The organism is Pseudomonas sp. DWRC2-2, from assembly GCF_049897885.1.
In the GTDB taxonomy this organism is placed as follows: Bacteria; Pseudomonadota; Gammaproteobacteria; order Pseudomonadales; family Pseudomonadaceae; genus Aquipseudomonas; species Aquipseudomonas azotoformans_A.
Map to the genome: position 1 here is coordinate 386,776 of NZ_JAFCXD010000005.1, position 13,566 is coordinate 400,341.

Annotated in this window: 11 protein-coding genes; 6 read left to right on the forward strand and 5 right to left on the reverse strand. The window is 59.4% G+C overall.

Annotated features, from left to right (window positions below; genetic code table 11):
• Positions 1-691: 691 nt before the first annotated feature.
• A complete protein-coding gene (locus tag ACP7EW_RS23580) occupies positions 692-1,714 on the reverse strand; it encodes a zinc-dependent alcohol dehydrogenase family protein (RefSeq protein ID WP_033902139.1) in 1,023 nt (340 codons plus the stop codon).
• A gap of 247 nt (positions 1,715-1,961) precedes the next feature.
• Between ACP7EW_RS23580 and ACP7EW_RS23585 the strand changes: the two genes are divergently transcribed.
• Entirely contained in the window at positions 1,962-2,867 is a 906-nt protein-coding gene (locus ACP7EW_RS23585; RefSeq protein ID WP_426220140.1) for a LysR substrate-binding domain-containing protein, read from the forward strand.
• Positions 2,868-2,904: 37 nt separating this feature from the next.
• Here the strand turns inward: ACP7EW_RS23585 and ACP7EW_RS23590 are convergent, their stop codons facing one another.
• The 3 genes from ACP7EW_RS23590 to ACP7EW_RS23600 are packed head-to-tail and all read right to left on the reverse strand — an operon-like array spanning position 2,905 to position 6,434.
• Positions 2,905-4,140, reverse strand: a complete 1,236-nt coding sequence (locus tag ACP7EW_RS23590) for a nucleoside permease (RefSeq protein ID WP_426220142.1) — start codon at positions 4,138-4,140, stop codon at positions 2,905-2,907.
• A 42-nt stretch (positions 4,141-4,182) separates the two neighbouring features.
• Positions 4,183-5,271 carry a sugar phosphate isomerase/epimerase family protein gene (locus tag ACP7EW_RS23595; protein WP_426220144.1) on the reverse strand — a complete coding sequence of 363 codons (1,089 nt, stop codon included), beginning with the start codon at positions 5,269-5,271 and terminating at the stop codon, positions 4,183-4,185.
• A complete protein-coding gene (locus ACP7EW_RS23600) occupies positions 5,268-6,434 on the reverse strand; it encodes a Gfo/Idh/MocA family protein (protein ID WP_426220145.1) in 1,167 nt (388 codons plus the stop codon). The genes ACP7EW_RS23595 and ACP7EW_RS23600 overlap by 4 nt, the downstream gene beginning before the upstream one ends.
• A gap of 189 nt (positions 6,435-6,623) precedes the next feature.
• On the opposite strand from ACP7EW_RS23600, the gene ACP7EW_RS23605 reads away from it, so the two are divergent.
• Positions 6,624-7,619: a LacI family DNA-binding transcriptional regulator gene (locus ACP7EW_RS23605; protein ID WP_426220147.1), complete on the forward strand. Its 996-nt coding sequence runs from the start codon at positions 6,624-6,626 to the stop codon at positions 7,617-7,619.
• A 33-nt stretch (positions 7,620-7,652) separates the two neighbouring features.
• Here ACP7EW_RS23605 and ACP7EW_RS23610 read toward each other — a convergent pair whose 3' ends face one another.
• Positions 7,653-8,126: a hypothetical protein gene (locus tag ACP7EW_RS23610; protein WP_426220149.1), complete on the reverse strand. Its 474-nt coding sequence runs from the start codon at positions 8,124-8,126 to the stop codon at positions 7,653-7,655.
• A gap of 277 nt (positions 8,127-8,403) precedes the next feature.
• On the opposite strand from ACP7EW_RS23610, the gene ACP7EW_RS23615 reads away from it, so the two are divergent.
• From ACP7EW_RS23615 to ACP7EW_RS23630, 4 genes are all read left to right on the forward strand, one after another.
• Positions 8,404-9,393 carry an aldo/keto reductase gene (locus ACP7EW_RS23615; protein WP_426220152.1) on the forward strand — a complete coding sequence of 330 codons (990 nt, stop codon included), beginning with the start codon at positions 8,404-8,406 and terminating at the stop codon, positions 9,391-9,393.
• A gap of 50 nt (positions 9,394-9,443) precedes the next feature.
• Positions 9,444-9,932, forward strand: coding sequence for a (R)-mandelonitrile lyase (locus ACP7EW_RS23620; protein WP_426220154.1), 489 nt, complete (start codon positions 9,444-9,446; stop codon positions 9,930-9,932).
• 70 nt (positions 9,933-10,002) lie between these two features.
• Positions 10,003-10,896 carry a LysR family transcriptional regulator gene (locus tag ACP7EW_RS23625; protein ID WP_426220156.1) on the forward strand — a complete coding sequence of 298 codons (894 nt, stop codon included), beginning with the start codon at positions 10,003-10,005 and terminating at the stop codon, positions 10,894-10,896.
• A gap of 209 nt (positions 10,897-11,105) precedes the next feature.
• Positions 11,106-13,526 carry a TonB-dependent receptor plug domain-containing protein gene (locus ACP7EW_RS23630; RefSeq protein ID WP_426220158.1) on the forward strand — a complete coding sequence of 807 codons (2,421 nt, stop codon included), beginning with the start codon at positions 11,106-11,108 and terminating at the stop codon, positions 13,524-13,526.
• The last annotated feature ends 40 nt before the right edge of the window (positions 13,527-13,566 follow it).

Consider the following 13,566-nt stretch of genomic DNA (forward strand, 5'->3'; position numbering starts at 1 on the left):
TTTGGATATTCAGTTTCAAGCAACTGCTGACAGTATTTGCTCGACCTATTGCACGTGTAAGAAATTCGCGCGCAGCCTGTGCGGTTATGACTAGACACTAGCACCACGCAATAAAATGACATCAGTGCCATCAGATTGGGGGGCACGCCCTGCAAACACACGCAAGCGCCGTATTTGCTGGGGCCAGGCGAACATAATCGTGATCCTAGGATCTTTCCGACAAACCCTTACACGCATCTAACCAACTATTCGAGGAAGCGTCTTACAAATAACTGCGACCAACTTTCCAACTTGTTGCATTGAGTCTTTTCATGGGCGCATGTATTTCCCTGGCGCCCGACGTTTACCACGAGGTTAGTTTCAACTACTCGCAATAGTGGTATCAGATATTCAATCATCGCTCAGTCCTTGAGATGAAAGTGAAGGCGTAATTATCAGTGCTGGAATAATGATTAATAGATACAGAACCCTGCCGAAAACCAGTGCAGATGAATTGCGGACACTCCCTGAATCACGCACACACGAAAACGCCGCGCTGGAATCCAGCGCGGCGTGGGGGAAAAAGTCAGGATCCAGGCGTTAAAACACCAGCCTTATCGTGGAAGAACACTACAGTTTCAGCCCTTTCAAATGGCGCATATGCCCCACAAGGTAGGAGCGAGGAATACTCATTTGAGAATATTCCTACACCCTAAACAGCTTCAACCTGCAACGCAACGCGCTCGCGGCACGGGCATTCGTCCATGTAGCGATGCGCTTCCACGAACTGATTGAACGGAAACACCGTGGTTTTCAGCGGCACCAGCACGCGGTCGGCGGTGAGTTGGTTGATATCCCGAAGCGCTCGCTGCAAGGCGACCTGGTCCTGGATAATGCCCAGTTCAGGCTTGCCGGTGAAGTTGCCGATACAGTGCACGAAGAACTGAATGTTCTTCTGGAACGCCGCACACGCCGGGAATGGCGTCTGGTTACCGCCCTGCAAGCCATACAACACCAGGCTGCCACGGGGCGCCAGCACATCGCCGAGCAACGACATCTGCGGGCCGCCCAAACCGTCGAACACCACGTCGACACCGCGGTTATCGGTGAACTTGTTGATTTGCATCAACAGGTCCTGCTCTTCGGTGACGATGACTTTCTCGGCACCAAGGGACAGCAGGTATTCACGCTCATCACTGTCTTTGGTCGCGGCAATCACCCGCACACCCAGGGCTTTGCCCAGTTGCACAAAGGATGGGCCGGCGCAGTGGCTGGCGTCAGTCACCAAGGCAAACTGCCCAGGCTTGACCCGTGCCAAATCCACGTAGGCAAAGTAGGCAATCAACAGCGGCGTGTAGTGCACGCTCGCCTCGATAGGGCTCAAGACATCCGGGTACCGGGTCAGGGCCGAACGGGGCAGGACGATCTGTTCGCCATACACCGGGTAATCATTGGGGCTCTCGGCCGGAAAACTGGCCACTTTATCGCCCACAGTCAAATCATCCACGCCATCGCCAACAGCGACTACGACCCCCGCCATCTCATGGCCAAGGCCGGACGGCAAGCGTGCATGGGAAGACGCCAGGTTCTGGCGCCACAGGATGTCATACCAGCTGATGCCAATCGCTTCGACACGCACCTGCACTTCGCCCGGTGCGGGCTGCGCGGCTGCATGCTCTTCGCATTTGAGCACCTCGGCCGGACCAAACTTGTGAAAACGGATCGTGCGGGACATCGCAAACCTCGTCAAAGTAACCTCTAATGCCATGAACTCTATCTGGGCTTTCCGGGTAAGACCACCGGTCGCCATTAATAGTCGACATGCCTGTCATTGATTCCGCATGTGAGGAATAGACCTCAGCTATCGTAGGAAAACTCAATTATCCTGTGCAGAGTACCAGCCTTTCCCCGTAAGATTCATGCCGGTCATTGTTTACATATGGCCGCTCTCGTCAAGTTTGCTGACTCTTCCAGGACACAAGATGAACCGTAACGACCTGCGTCGTGTCGACCTTAACCTCTTGATCGTATTCGAAACCTTGATGCATGAGCGCAGTGTGACCCGCGCTGCCGAGAAATTGTTCCTCGGCCAGCCGGCCATCAGCGCGGCCTTGTCACGCCTGCGCGGGCTGTTTGATGACCCTTTGTTCGTGCGCACCGGCCGCAGCATGGAGCCATCGGCCCGTGCGGTAGAAATCTTCGCCCTGCTCTCCCCGGCCCTGGACTCGATTTCCACCGCCGTGAGCCGTGCCGCCGAGTTTGATCCGGCCACCAGCACGGCAGTGTTTCGCATTGGCCTGTCCGATGACGTTGAATTCGCGCTGCTGCCCCAACTGCTCAAACGCCTGCGTGCCGAAGCCCCCGGCATCGTGCTGGTGGTGCGTCGCGTCAACTACATCCTCATGCCTGGCCTGCTGGCCTCCGGCGAAATCTCCATCGGCGTCAGCTACACCGCCGACCTGCCGGCCAACGCCAAACGCAAAGTGCTGCGTCGCAGCCTGCCAAAACTGCTGCGCGCCGACAGCGTACCGAGCTCCCTCAGCCTGGACGACTTCTGCGCCCGCCCCCACGCGCTGGTGTCGTTTGCCGGTGACTTGAGCGGGTTTATTGACGAAGAGCTGGAGAAACTCGACCGCAAGCGTCATGTGGTACTGGCCGTGCCACAGTTCAATGGCTTGGGCACTCTGCTGGCCGGCACGGATATTCTGGCGACCGTGCCGGACTATGCCGCTGAGGCGCTGACCTCTGCGGGTGGCTTGCGCGCGGAGGACCCGCCGTTGCCGGTGCGCAGTTTTGAGCTGCACATGGCGTGGCGTGGGTCGCAGGATAATGATCCGGGGGAGCGGTGGTTGCGGTCGCGGATTCAGATGTTTTTTGGGGACCCCTGACAGTCTCTAAGATTCGTTGGCCAGGCTTGTTAGCCCCTCAACCCTTGGCGCGCGTCGGCTCCGGTCGCGGTGCATCGCGAAAGGCAAACATGAATACCACCACCACGCCCAGGGAAAAGAACGCCGGGAACAACCAGATGCTCTGCCACTGGTGACCCGCAGGTGTCGCGTAATAATCGGAGACATGGCCCGCTACCCAGAAACCGATCAACATGCCGACGCCGTAGGTGGCCAGGGTAATCAGGCCCTGGGCCGAGCTTCTGAAGCGCTCAGGGGTTTTGGCATCGGTGTAGATCTGCCCGGACACAAAGAAAAAGTCGTAGCAGATACCGTGCAGGGCGATACCGGTGAATAGCATAAAAGCCAGGTCGGCGTTGTTACCGTAGGCAAACAACACGTAGCGCAAGGCCCACGCCAGCATGCCCATGAGCAAGGCAATCTTGATACCGAAGCGGTGAATGAACAAAGGCAGCAGGAGCATGAACAGGACTTCGGAGACCTGCCCGATGGCCATCTTCGCCGTAGGGTTGGTCATGCCGATGTCGGCGAGGAATGGGTTGGCATTCTGGTAATAGAATGCCAGCGGGATACAGATCAGGATCGAGGCGATGAAAAACACCAGGTAGCTGCGGTCTTTCAACAGGCCCAAAGCGTCCAGGCCGAGGATCTGTTTAACCCCGGTTCGCGTGGTGTCGGCTTTCAGCGGTTCCGTTTTCGGCAGTGTGAAGCTGTAGACACCCAGCGCCAGGGACGCCAGCGCCGCCATCAGGAAGGTGTTGCGCAGGCCACCGGAAGCAATCACGGCTTTCGAGTCCCAGGCGAATACAAAGCTGATCACCACACCCGCGACAATCCAGCCCACGGTGCCCCATACACGAATGCGCGAAAACTCCAGCGCCGGGTCGCGCATCTGTCGGAAGGCAACGGAATTGACCAAGGCCAGGGTCGGCATGTAGATCATCATGTAGGCCAGCACGTAGGGGTAGAACGCGGCAAAATCCGGCGCCCGGTAGAGCTGATACAGCAACACCGCCCCCGCCAGGTGCAGCACCGCCAGAATGCGTTCGGCATTGAAGAAACGGTCAGCGATCAGCCCGATCACGAACGGCGCAATGATCGCGCCCCAGGACTGTGTCGAGAACGCCATGCCAATCTGGCTGCCGCTGGCGCCCAACTGGCTGGACAGAAAAGTGCCCAGGGTGACGAACCAGCCACCCCAGATAAAGAATTGCAGAAACATCATGGCGCTCAAGCGCGCACTCATCCACGTCATAACCGTCACCGTCTTATTGTTATTGGAAAAAACTGGTGCAACTCAAGCGTCTGGCAAGCCCAACAAGCGCCTGTTGGAAGCCGCATCGCTGGCCACGCTGACGAAATCGTCAAAGGCCTTCTGGCTTCGATTGATCATGTGGTCCCGGATGAACCCCGCGCCCTCGGCAGCGCCTTGTGCAGAGTCTTTCAGGCAACACTCCCACTCCAGCACGGCCCAACCGGTGAAACCGTATTGAGTCAACTTGCTGAAGATCGACTTGAAGTCGATCTGTCCGTCACCCAGCGAACGGAAACGTCCTGGGCGCTCCACCCAACCCTGGTAACCCCCATAGACCCCGGAGCGCGCATCGGGACGGAACTCGGCGTCCTTGACGTGGAACATGCGAATACGGGCGTGATAACGGTCGATAAACCCCAAGTAGTCCATTTGCTGAAGTAACAAGTGGCTGGGGTCATAGAGGATCGATGCGCGGGGATGATGATTGACGGCCTCAAGGAAACGCTCGAAGGAGGCGCCGTCGTGCAGGTCTTCACCCGGATGAATTTCGTAGCACAGGTCGACACCAGCCTCGTCGAAGCAGTCGAGGATCGGCAGCCAGCGCTTGGCCAGTTCGGCAAAACCTTGCTCCACCAACCCTGCAGGGCGCTGCGGCCACGGGTACATATAGGGCCAGAGCAAGGCCCCGGAAAACGTTGCGTGTGCGGTCAGGCCCAGACGCTGGCTGGCGCGCGCCGCCAGTTTCAATTGCTCGATTGCCCACTCGGTGCGCGCCTGGGGGTGGCCACGCAAATGCGCCGGGGCGAAGTCATCGAACAAGGCATCGAAGGCCGGGTGCACGGCCACCAACTGCCCTTGCAGATGGGTGGACAGCTCGCTGATTTCAACCCCGGCGTTGGCGCACACGGCCTTGAGTTCATCGCAATAGCTCTGGCTTTCGGCTGCACGTTCAAGGTCGATGTAACGCGTGTCCAGGGTCGGCAGCTGAATGGCTGTGTAGCCCTGGGAAGCTGCCCACTGGGCGATATTGGCCAGCGAGTCAAAAGGCGCCTCATCGCTGATGAACTGCGCCAGAAAAATCCCGGGGCCGCGCAGGCCGTTCGAGCTCGCAATGGATGGTTGAGGTTTCATGGGTTGCACTCCAGCGGGGTCCATTTGGCATCGCTGGTGTGACTGGCGATGGCCGCTTCGATAAAGGCCATGCCGCGCAAGCCCACCTCAATCCCCGGAACACCCGGTGCGGTGTGGCCTTCGACCTCGCCGCGAATGGCCTTGGCAAAATCGCCATACAGATTGGCCATCGCTTCCAGGTAGCCCTCGGGATGGCCGGCGGGCAAGCGCATGCGCTGGGTCGCGGCGTCGCACAACCACGGTTGCCCGATGCCGGAGCGCAAGACGCGCATCGGTTGGTCGAGTGAGCGATGAATCAGGCTGGCGGGTTGTTCCTGGCGCCATTCGAGGCCGCCCTTGTCACCGTAGACCCGAATACTCAGCGGGTTCTCTTCCCCCGCACACACTTGGCTGGCGGTCAGCACGCCAGTGGCACCCTGCGCCATCTTGAACAGCATGGCGCAATCGTCGTCCAACTGACGGCCTTCCACATGCACACCCAGGCTGGCGCACAGGTGGGTGACGGTTTGGTCAGCCACAAACTCTGCCAGGGAAAAGGCATGGGTGCCAATATCGGCGATGCAGCCGCCCACCCCGGACAGTTCCGGCTGCCCACGCCACTCGGCCTGTTTGTTGCCCTGCCCGGCCACATCCTGGCTAAGCCAGCCTTGGGGATACTCCACCAGGACCTTGCGTACTGCACCGATCACGCCGCTGCGCACCATGTCCCGCGCTTGCCAGACCATCGGATAGCCCAGGTAGGTGTGCGCCAGGCCATACAGCCCGGCACTGCTGTTCAGTCGGGTATCAAGGCCTCGCAGTTCAGCGAGACTCAACGCTGCGGGCTTCTCGCTGAACACATGGAAGCCTGCGGTAAGTGCCTCGCAGGCCACCGGCGCGTGAAGATGATTAGGGGTAACGATTACCAGCAGTTCCATGCGCTGCTCAGCGGGTAACGCACGCTCGGCGTCAAGCATCAATTGCCAGGTGCTGTAGCAGCGTGATTGCGCCAGGCCCAGACGGTTGGCCGTACGTGCATTGTTGTTCGCGTCGCGACTGAACGCCCCGCACACCAGCTCAAAGCGCCCATCGAGCCCTGCGGCCTGGTGATGAGCCTGGGCGATAAACGACCCCTCTCCCCCACCCACAAAGCCCATTCTTATTTTGGGTATCACTGTGTTCATCGCTGACCTTCTCTGTGCGGCTCGACTGAAAGCTGTTTCCATTAGTTAGAATGTAACCGGTTACATTTGAACTGAAATTTATGCGCTGCAGGCAAGGCTGTCAAATCGATAATCCACAGTCGCAAGGATTCAAGCGCAGGCAGACCTGCGGTAAGCTCGACCGCCTTAGCGTTCAGACAAGAGGTGATTTTGTCCAATATTCGTGAAGTCGCCCGGCTCGCCGGGGTTTCAGTGGCGACCGTATCGCGCACCCTGGCATCACCCGAACGCGTGCGTCAGGCCACGCGCGACAAGGTCAACGCTGCCGTCGAACAGGTGGGTTACCGCCCTAACTTGATGGCGGTCCAATTTCGCTCGCGGCGCACCGCCAACCTGGTCATTCTGGTTCCCAAGATTGCCAACACGTTTTTCGCGCGCGTGATCAGCGGCGCGCAACAGGCGGCTCAGACTGCCGGCTATCGACTGTTGCTCTGCGATACCCAGGGCCGTGAAGACGTCGAGCGCGAATGTGCCGGGCTGGTTGACGCCCATCAGGCCGATGGCGTGATTCAGTTGCGCGCCTACGATCCTTTTCCGGCCGACCGCACAGACACGCCGCCGATGATCAACGCCTGCGAGGTGATCAAGGGCGGACGCCATCCCACCATCAGCCTCGACAACCAGGCGGCTGCCCAAGCGATGACCGAGCACCTGATCGGCCTGGGGCATCGTCGGATTGGCTTGATCAAGGGCCCTCAAAGCAGCCCCCTGACCCAGGACCGAGTGGCGGGCTATCAGGCTGCATTGGCGCAGGCAGGCATCCCCAGCGACCCGGCGATTATTTGCCACGGCGACTTCAGCCTGCGCGCCGGCTATGAGGGTGCTGCCAGTCTGTTGACACTACCGGAGCGCCCTACCGCGCTGTTTTGCGAGAACGACGAAATGGCCATTGGCGCGCTCAAGCGCATCAAGGAAGCGGGCCTGCGCGTGCCTGAGGATATCTCCCTGGTGGGATTTGATGATATTCCGCTGGCGCACTACTGCGATCCGCCGCTGACCACTATTGCCCAGCCCGCCGAAGGCTTTGGGCGCAGGGCCGTGGAAATGCTGATCAACTTGATCGAGAAAAGAGCCAATCCTGAGCAGCATGTGACCCTACCTTTTGAACTGACTGTCCGTAAAAGCTCTGCGCCCCCGACGGGATAACAGACGGTGCGGCGGCCTCCCGCAACGGAAAGGTTATACGCTGACTTGGGAAAACGTAACCACTGGGCCATATTCCTGATCGGACACTATCGCTTGGACACAAAATGTCCTTTCTGGAAATTTACTCAGCAACACTATCCTCCATGACTGAGCAACAATCCTGCAGAGCTGTTCATAAACAGCATCTTCCACCCTATCTTTGCAGCCTCCAAAAACATCATACAGATGCAGATGATTCAGAAGCTTCTCAACCGCCACCACGTCATTGTTGCAAGTTTCTATCCAGCTGGAGAAAGCCTCGACAGTGAATTGGCTTGCCAGAAATACCCCCGACTCATGAACAACCAGATCCGGGAATAAAACCTTGGAAAACATCAAGACATCTTCAGGATGTACAACATCACTGATAAAAAAGAACTCATCCAACTCGGACTGATCCTTCCATTGGGTCTTCCAGCGCTCGTATTTCGCAGATCTGACCGGATCTGTCGCTCTAATCACTTCCATGGCTTTTCTTCTGCTCTGATGCCGCATCGCAATTTTTTTGCTCGAGCGGGAGTCGATCGTTCCCACACATTAAAAGATTATACGTATTGCCTGCGACCCTCCTTCTTCCGGCAACTCATGAATTCTTCTCATAGGTCCATCCCGATTTAGCCATCTAGTCCCTCTTTGCGACCTCGCCTAGTGTGTTCATAACGCACGCACCCTTCCCGATGAGTGCACTTCATTCGTAAACACTCGGCGTCAGCTCACTGCTGTACGCCGCGCAGGGGGACCTTTTATGCAAACGCGCAAACTCGGCAACAACGCTCTTGAAGTCTCGGCCCTTGGCCTGGGCTGCATGGGCCTCAGTCACGGCTACGGCCCGGCCACTGAAACCGGCGTCGCCGTCTCGTTGATTCGCAAAGCGGTGGACCTGGGCGTGACGTTTTTCGATACCGCCGAGGTCTACGGCCCTTACCTGAATGAGCAAGTGGTGGGCGAAGCCCTGGCTCCAGTGCGTGATCAGGTGGTGATTGCGAGTAAATTTGGTTTCACCTTTGGCGACGACAATAAACAACAAATCCTCAACAGCCGCCCGGAACACATTCGCGCTGCGGTCGAGGGCTCGCTGCGACGCTTGCGCACGGACTACATCGACCTGCTCTACCAGCACCGGGTCGATCCTGACGTGCCGATCGAAGAGGTCGCCGGCACGGTGAAGGCGCTGATCCAGGAAGGCAAGGTCAAGCACTTCGGCCTTTCGGAAGCCGGCGTGCAAACCATCCGTCGGGCGCACGCGGTGCAACCGGTCACCGCCGTGCAAAGTGAATATTCCCTTTGGTGGCGTGAGCCGGAGCTGGAGGTCATTCCAACCCTCAGCGAACTGGGTATCGGCTTTGTGCCGTTCAGCCCGCTGGGCAAAGGCTTCCTTACCGGCTCGGTGGCACCAGATGCCTCCTTCGGCAGTGATGATTTCCGCAGCATCGTGCCGCGCTTTAACCCACAGGCCCTGCAAGCCAATCAAGGCCTCGTCGTGCTGATCCGCGAAATTGCGCTGCAGAAAGCCGCCACCCCTGCACAAATCGCCCTCGCCTGGCTGCTCGCACAGGCACCGTGCATCGTGCCGATCCCGGGCACTACCAAGCTGCACCGTCTGGAGGAAAACATCGGTGGCGCGTCCCTTTCGCTTTCCAAGACAGAGCTTCTAGCCATCGACTCTGCGTTGTCGCTGATCCATATCGAGGGCGAACGCTATCCGGAATCGCTGAAGGCGCGTGTCGGACGCTGAGCAAGGCCATGACCCGCTATTTATCTCACTCTTAAGCAGGGACGTCTGCGATGAAAACACTGATTGCCCCCATGTTTGCCTTGTCACTCCTGTCCGGCGAAACCCAGGCCGAGACCACCAATGAAATCCGCGTCAACCGCGCAGGTGCACAACCTTCCATCCAGGGCGCGGCGCAAAACTTCACCGGCACAGTGCATGTCGACGGTCTGTTCAATGCCGAGCCCCCTGCGCGCGTCGGTGGCGCAACGGTCACCTTCGAGCCGGGTGCGCGTACGGCCTGGCATACCCATCCTCTGGGGCAGACGCTGGTTGTCACTGCTGGCGTCGGCTATGTGCAGCAACAGGGCGCCCCACGCCAGGAAATCCGCCCCGGCGACACCGTATGGATCCCGCCGCACGTACGCCATTGGCATGGTGCCACGGCCACATCCAGCATGACCCACATCGCGATTGCCGAGGCGGAAGACGGCACCGCCGTCACCTGGGCTGAAAAGGTATCCGACACGGATTATGCGGGCGTTGCTGAGCAGCCACGATAAAAGTACTCACATCCCGGCGTCCCATGCTTAGATTGAACAATGCCCTGCCCTTCATGAGAAACGCTCATCAATGTCCCGTGCCAACTTCAACGACCTTCAAGCCTTCGTGGTGATTACCCGTGAAGGCAGCTTCACTCGCGCTGCGGCACAACTGGGCGTGTCGCAATCGGCCCTCAGCCATACCATGCGCGCCCTTGAGGCACGACTGGGGGTGCGATTGTTGACGCGTACCACCCGCAGCGTATCGCCCACCGAAGCAGGTCAGCGCCTGTACCTGTCGATGGCGCCGCACTTCGAAGAGATTGAACTGGAACTGGTCGCCGTCAGTGAATTTCGCGACACCCCGGCCGGCAATGTACGTCTCTCGGCCTCCGAGCACGCGGCCAACAACATCCTGTGGCCGAAACTGCTGGAGGTGCTGCCGGACTACCCAGACATCCATGTCGAAATCACCGTCGACTACGCCCTCTCCGACATCGTCGCGCAACGCTACGACGCTGGCGTCCGACTGGGCGAACAAGTGGCCAAAGACATGATCGCCGTGCCCATTGGCCCTCAAATGCGCATGGCTGTCGTCGGCGCGCCCATGTACTTCAAACGCTGCTCCCCACCCGCAGGCCCCGGCGACCTTGCTGAACACAACTGCATCAACCTTCGACTGCCCACCCACGGTAGCCTGCTGCAATGGGATTTCGAAAAGGACGGCCACGAACTCAAAGCCCGCGTGGAAGGCCAATGGACCTTCAACAGCAGCCTGCCCATCCTGCGCGCCGCCATCGCAGGCTGCGGACTGGCGTTCCTGCCGGAGGATATGGTACAGACGGAAGTGGCGGATGGCCGACTGATACGCGTGCTGGAGGATTGGTGCCAGCCGTTTCCTGGCTATCACCTTTATTATCCTAATCGGCGAGAGCATTCGTCTGCGTTCAGGGTGGTGGTTGAGGCGTTGCGGTATAGGGGCTGATGAAATTCCTAGCCACAGACACCGGTACGGAATCATCTCAATCAATAAATAAAAATATATGATTTTATTATCATTCAAAATAACTTTATTTAATAATTAGCTTATTCCAAAAAATACTTTCCCCACGGTTTTTTATAGAGATATCTTCGCTTCACAGACCGACCCCATACCTGGCGGAGGACGTACCCCCCACCCTCCAGGTCGCCTACATGCCAGACATCGCACTCCCCACTCCGCTCAAAAAATTTCACCTGTCGCTGCTGACCAGCTCCGTACTCCTGGCAGCCGCGCCCGCCTTCGCCGAAGACGCCAAGCTCGACACCGTGACCGTGATCTCCACGGGTCTGCGTGGCCAGGAGCGCACAGTGGCCGACAGCCCAGCGCCCATCGATGTGATCAACAGCGACCAGTTGCTCAAGACCGGTCGCGCCGAGCTGTCCGAGGCGATTGCCAAGCTGCTGCCTTCATTCAACTTCGGCACCAACATCGCCGGCTACAACTCGGTGACCCGCCCGTTGAGCAACCGCAGCCTCGGCCCGGCCTACACGCTGGTGCTGGTCAACGGCAAGCGCCGCCATAATGGTGCGACGGGACAGCGCGGTTCTATCGATAACAGCGGCGCGAATGCGGTGGACATCGACCTGATCCCGGTCAGCGCGGTGGACCATATCGAAGTGCTCAAAGACAGCGCTGCCGCACAGTACGGCTCGGACGCGGTGGCAGGTGTGATCAACATCATCCTCAAGAGCACCAAGAGCGGCGGCCACCTGGAAACCAGCTACGGCCAGCTGTACTCCGGTCAGGGCGAGACCATCAAGGTCGCAGGTGACCAGGGCTTCGAACTGGGCCAGGGCGGCTTCTTCCACTTCTCGGCCGACGCACGCAAACGCGGCAGCGCGTCCTGGAACGACAAAGCCGACCGCAGCGTGCGGGCGTTCAGCGATCCCGCCAAGGAAGCGGCTTGGGATCGTGTCGCGATCAAGAACGGCGACCCGGACCTCAAGGCCTTCAACCTGGCCTACAACGCCGAACTGCCGCTGGAAGACCTGACGCTGTATTCGTTCTCTACTTATGGCGAACGCGATGCCGAGGCCGCCAACTATTTCCGCCTGCCGACCGGCACCGCCGCAGTCCCTGAGGTATTCCCGGACGGCTACTTCCCGCTCAACAACATCAAGGACCGAGACTACCAGCTGCTGTTCGGCGGCAAGGGCCTGGTGGCCGACTGGAACTGGGACTTGAGCACCACCTACGGACGCAATAACGTGCACCACTCCAGCGACCTCAATATCAACCCGTCGCTGGGCACGGCGTCCCCCACCAAGTTCGACAACCTGGCGACCTTTCGCTTCGAGCAATGGGTCAACAACCTGGATTTCACCCGCCGCTACGACAGCTTGTTCAACCTGACGCCGCCAGTGCAGGTGTCGGCGGGCCTGGAGCATCGTTGGGAGCATTTCAGTACCTTCGCCGGCGACCGCGAGGCCTATATCACCGGCACCTACCCCGCCGCTTCCGGCGCGCAAGCCGCAGTAACGATTCGCCCTGAAGACGAAGTGAGCCTGATCCGCAATAACTACGCGGGCTACCTGGACCTGGGCTTCGACCTGACCGAGCGCTGGTTTCTCGACGTCGCTGGCCGCGTCGAACATTACGACGATGACTCGGGCAACACGTTCGGCCTGAAACTGAATTCGCGCTACGAATTGACCGACACCGTGGCCGTGCGCGGCACCGTCGGCACCGGCTTCCGTGCACCTTCCCTGACCCAGATCGGCTACACCGTGGCCGACAACCGGGTGGCGACCGACGTGAACGGTAACGTGGTGCCGGCGGTAACCCGCCTGACGCCCTCCGGCAGCAACCTGGCCAAGGCACTCGGTGGTGATGACCTCAAGCCCGAGAAATCGCGCAACCTCGGGCTGGGCCTGACCTGGCAACCGGCGCCACGCACCAGCATCACCGCCGATGCCTACCTGATCGACATCGACGATCGCATCGCCCTGACCAGCAACATTTATGACCGTGGCAATGGCGCGATCAACGCCATCCTCGCCGCCCAGGGCGTGCCCACCGGCACCTGGGTCAACTACTACACCAATGCGTTCGACACCCGCACCAAGGGCCTGGACGTGGTCGCCGACCACACCACGCCACTGGACGCCTGGGGCGCTGTGCGCTGGAGCCTGGGGTTCAACTGGAACAAGACCACCATCGAAGGCACCCGCGACACGCCCAGTGCGCTGGCCGGTTCAGGCGTGACCCTGGTGGGCCGTGACCGTGAAGGCGACCTGACCGACGCGTCCCCCAAGACCAAGTGGATCCTGGGCGCCAACTGGAAGATCAAGGACCTGGCGGTAAACCTGCAAACCGCCCGTTATGGCGCAGTCAAGACACTGGCGGTCAACCCAAGCGGCGACCGCAGCTTCGGCGCCAAGTGGATCACCGACCTGGACATCAGCTACACCTTCGTCGACAGCCTCACCGTCAGCATCGGCGGCACCAACATCTTCGACGTACGCCCCGACAAACACGCGGTGTACAGCAACCTCGGCCTGGCCGCCTACGGCAACCCACCGTTCTACCCCGGCGGCGGCTACTGGTACACCAAGCTCGCCTATGACTTCTGATCCAAACGCCACCTGAGGGCACTCCATTGAATACCTCCAA

Coding starts and splice junctions, on each gene's coding strand:
- ACP7EW_RS23590 (WP_426220142.1), bottom strand. CDS start 4,140: ATGACGTGGATGAGTGCGCGCTTGAGCGCCATGATGTTTCTGCAATTC.
- ACP7EW_RS23580 (WP_033902139.1), bottom strand. CDS start 1,714: ATGTCCCGCACGATCCGTTTTCACAAGTTTGGTCCGGCCGAGGTGCTC.
- ACP7EW_RS23595 (WP_426220144.1), bottom strand. CDS start 5,271: ATGAAACCTCAACCATCCATTGCGAGCTCGAACGGCCTGCGCGGCCCC.
- ACP7EW_RS23585 (WP_426220140.1), top strand. CDS start 1,962: ATGAACCGTAACGACCTGCGTCGTGTCGACCTTAACCTCTTGATCGTA.
- ACP7EW_RS23620 (WP_426220154.1), top strand. CDS start 9,444: ATGAAAACACTGATTGCCCCCATGTTTGCCTTGTCACTCCTGTCCGGC.
- ACP7EW_RS23630 (WP_426220158.1), top strand. CDS start 11,106: ATGCCAGACATCGCACTCCCCACTCCGCTCAAAAAATTTCACCTGTCG.
- ACP7EW_RS23625 (WP_426220156.1), top strand. CDS start 10,003: ATGTCCCGTGCCAACTTCAACGACCTTCAAGCCTTCGTGGTGATTACC.
- ACP7EW_RS23615 (WP_426220152.1), top strand. CDS start 8,404: ATGCAAACGCGCAAACTCGGCAACAACGCTCTTGAAGTCTCGGCCCTT.
- ACP7EW_RS23600 (WP_426220145.1), bottom strand. CDS start 6,434: ATGAACACAGTGATACCCAAAATAAGAATGGGCTTTGTGGGTGGGGGA.
- ACP7EW_RS23610 (WP_426220149.1), bottom strand. CDS start 8,126: ATGGAAGTGATTAGAGCGACAGATCCGGTCAGATCTGCGAAATACGAG.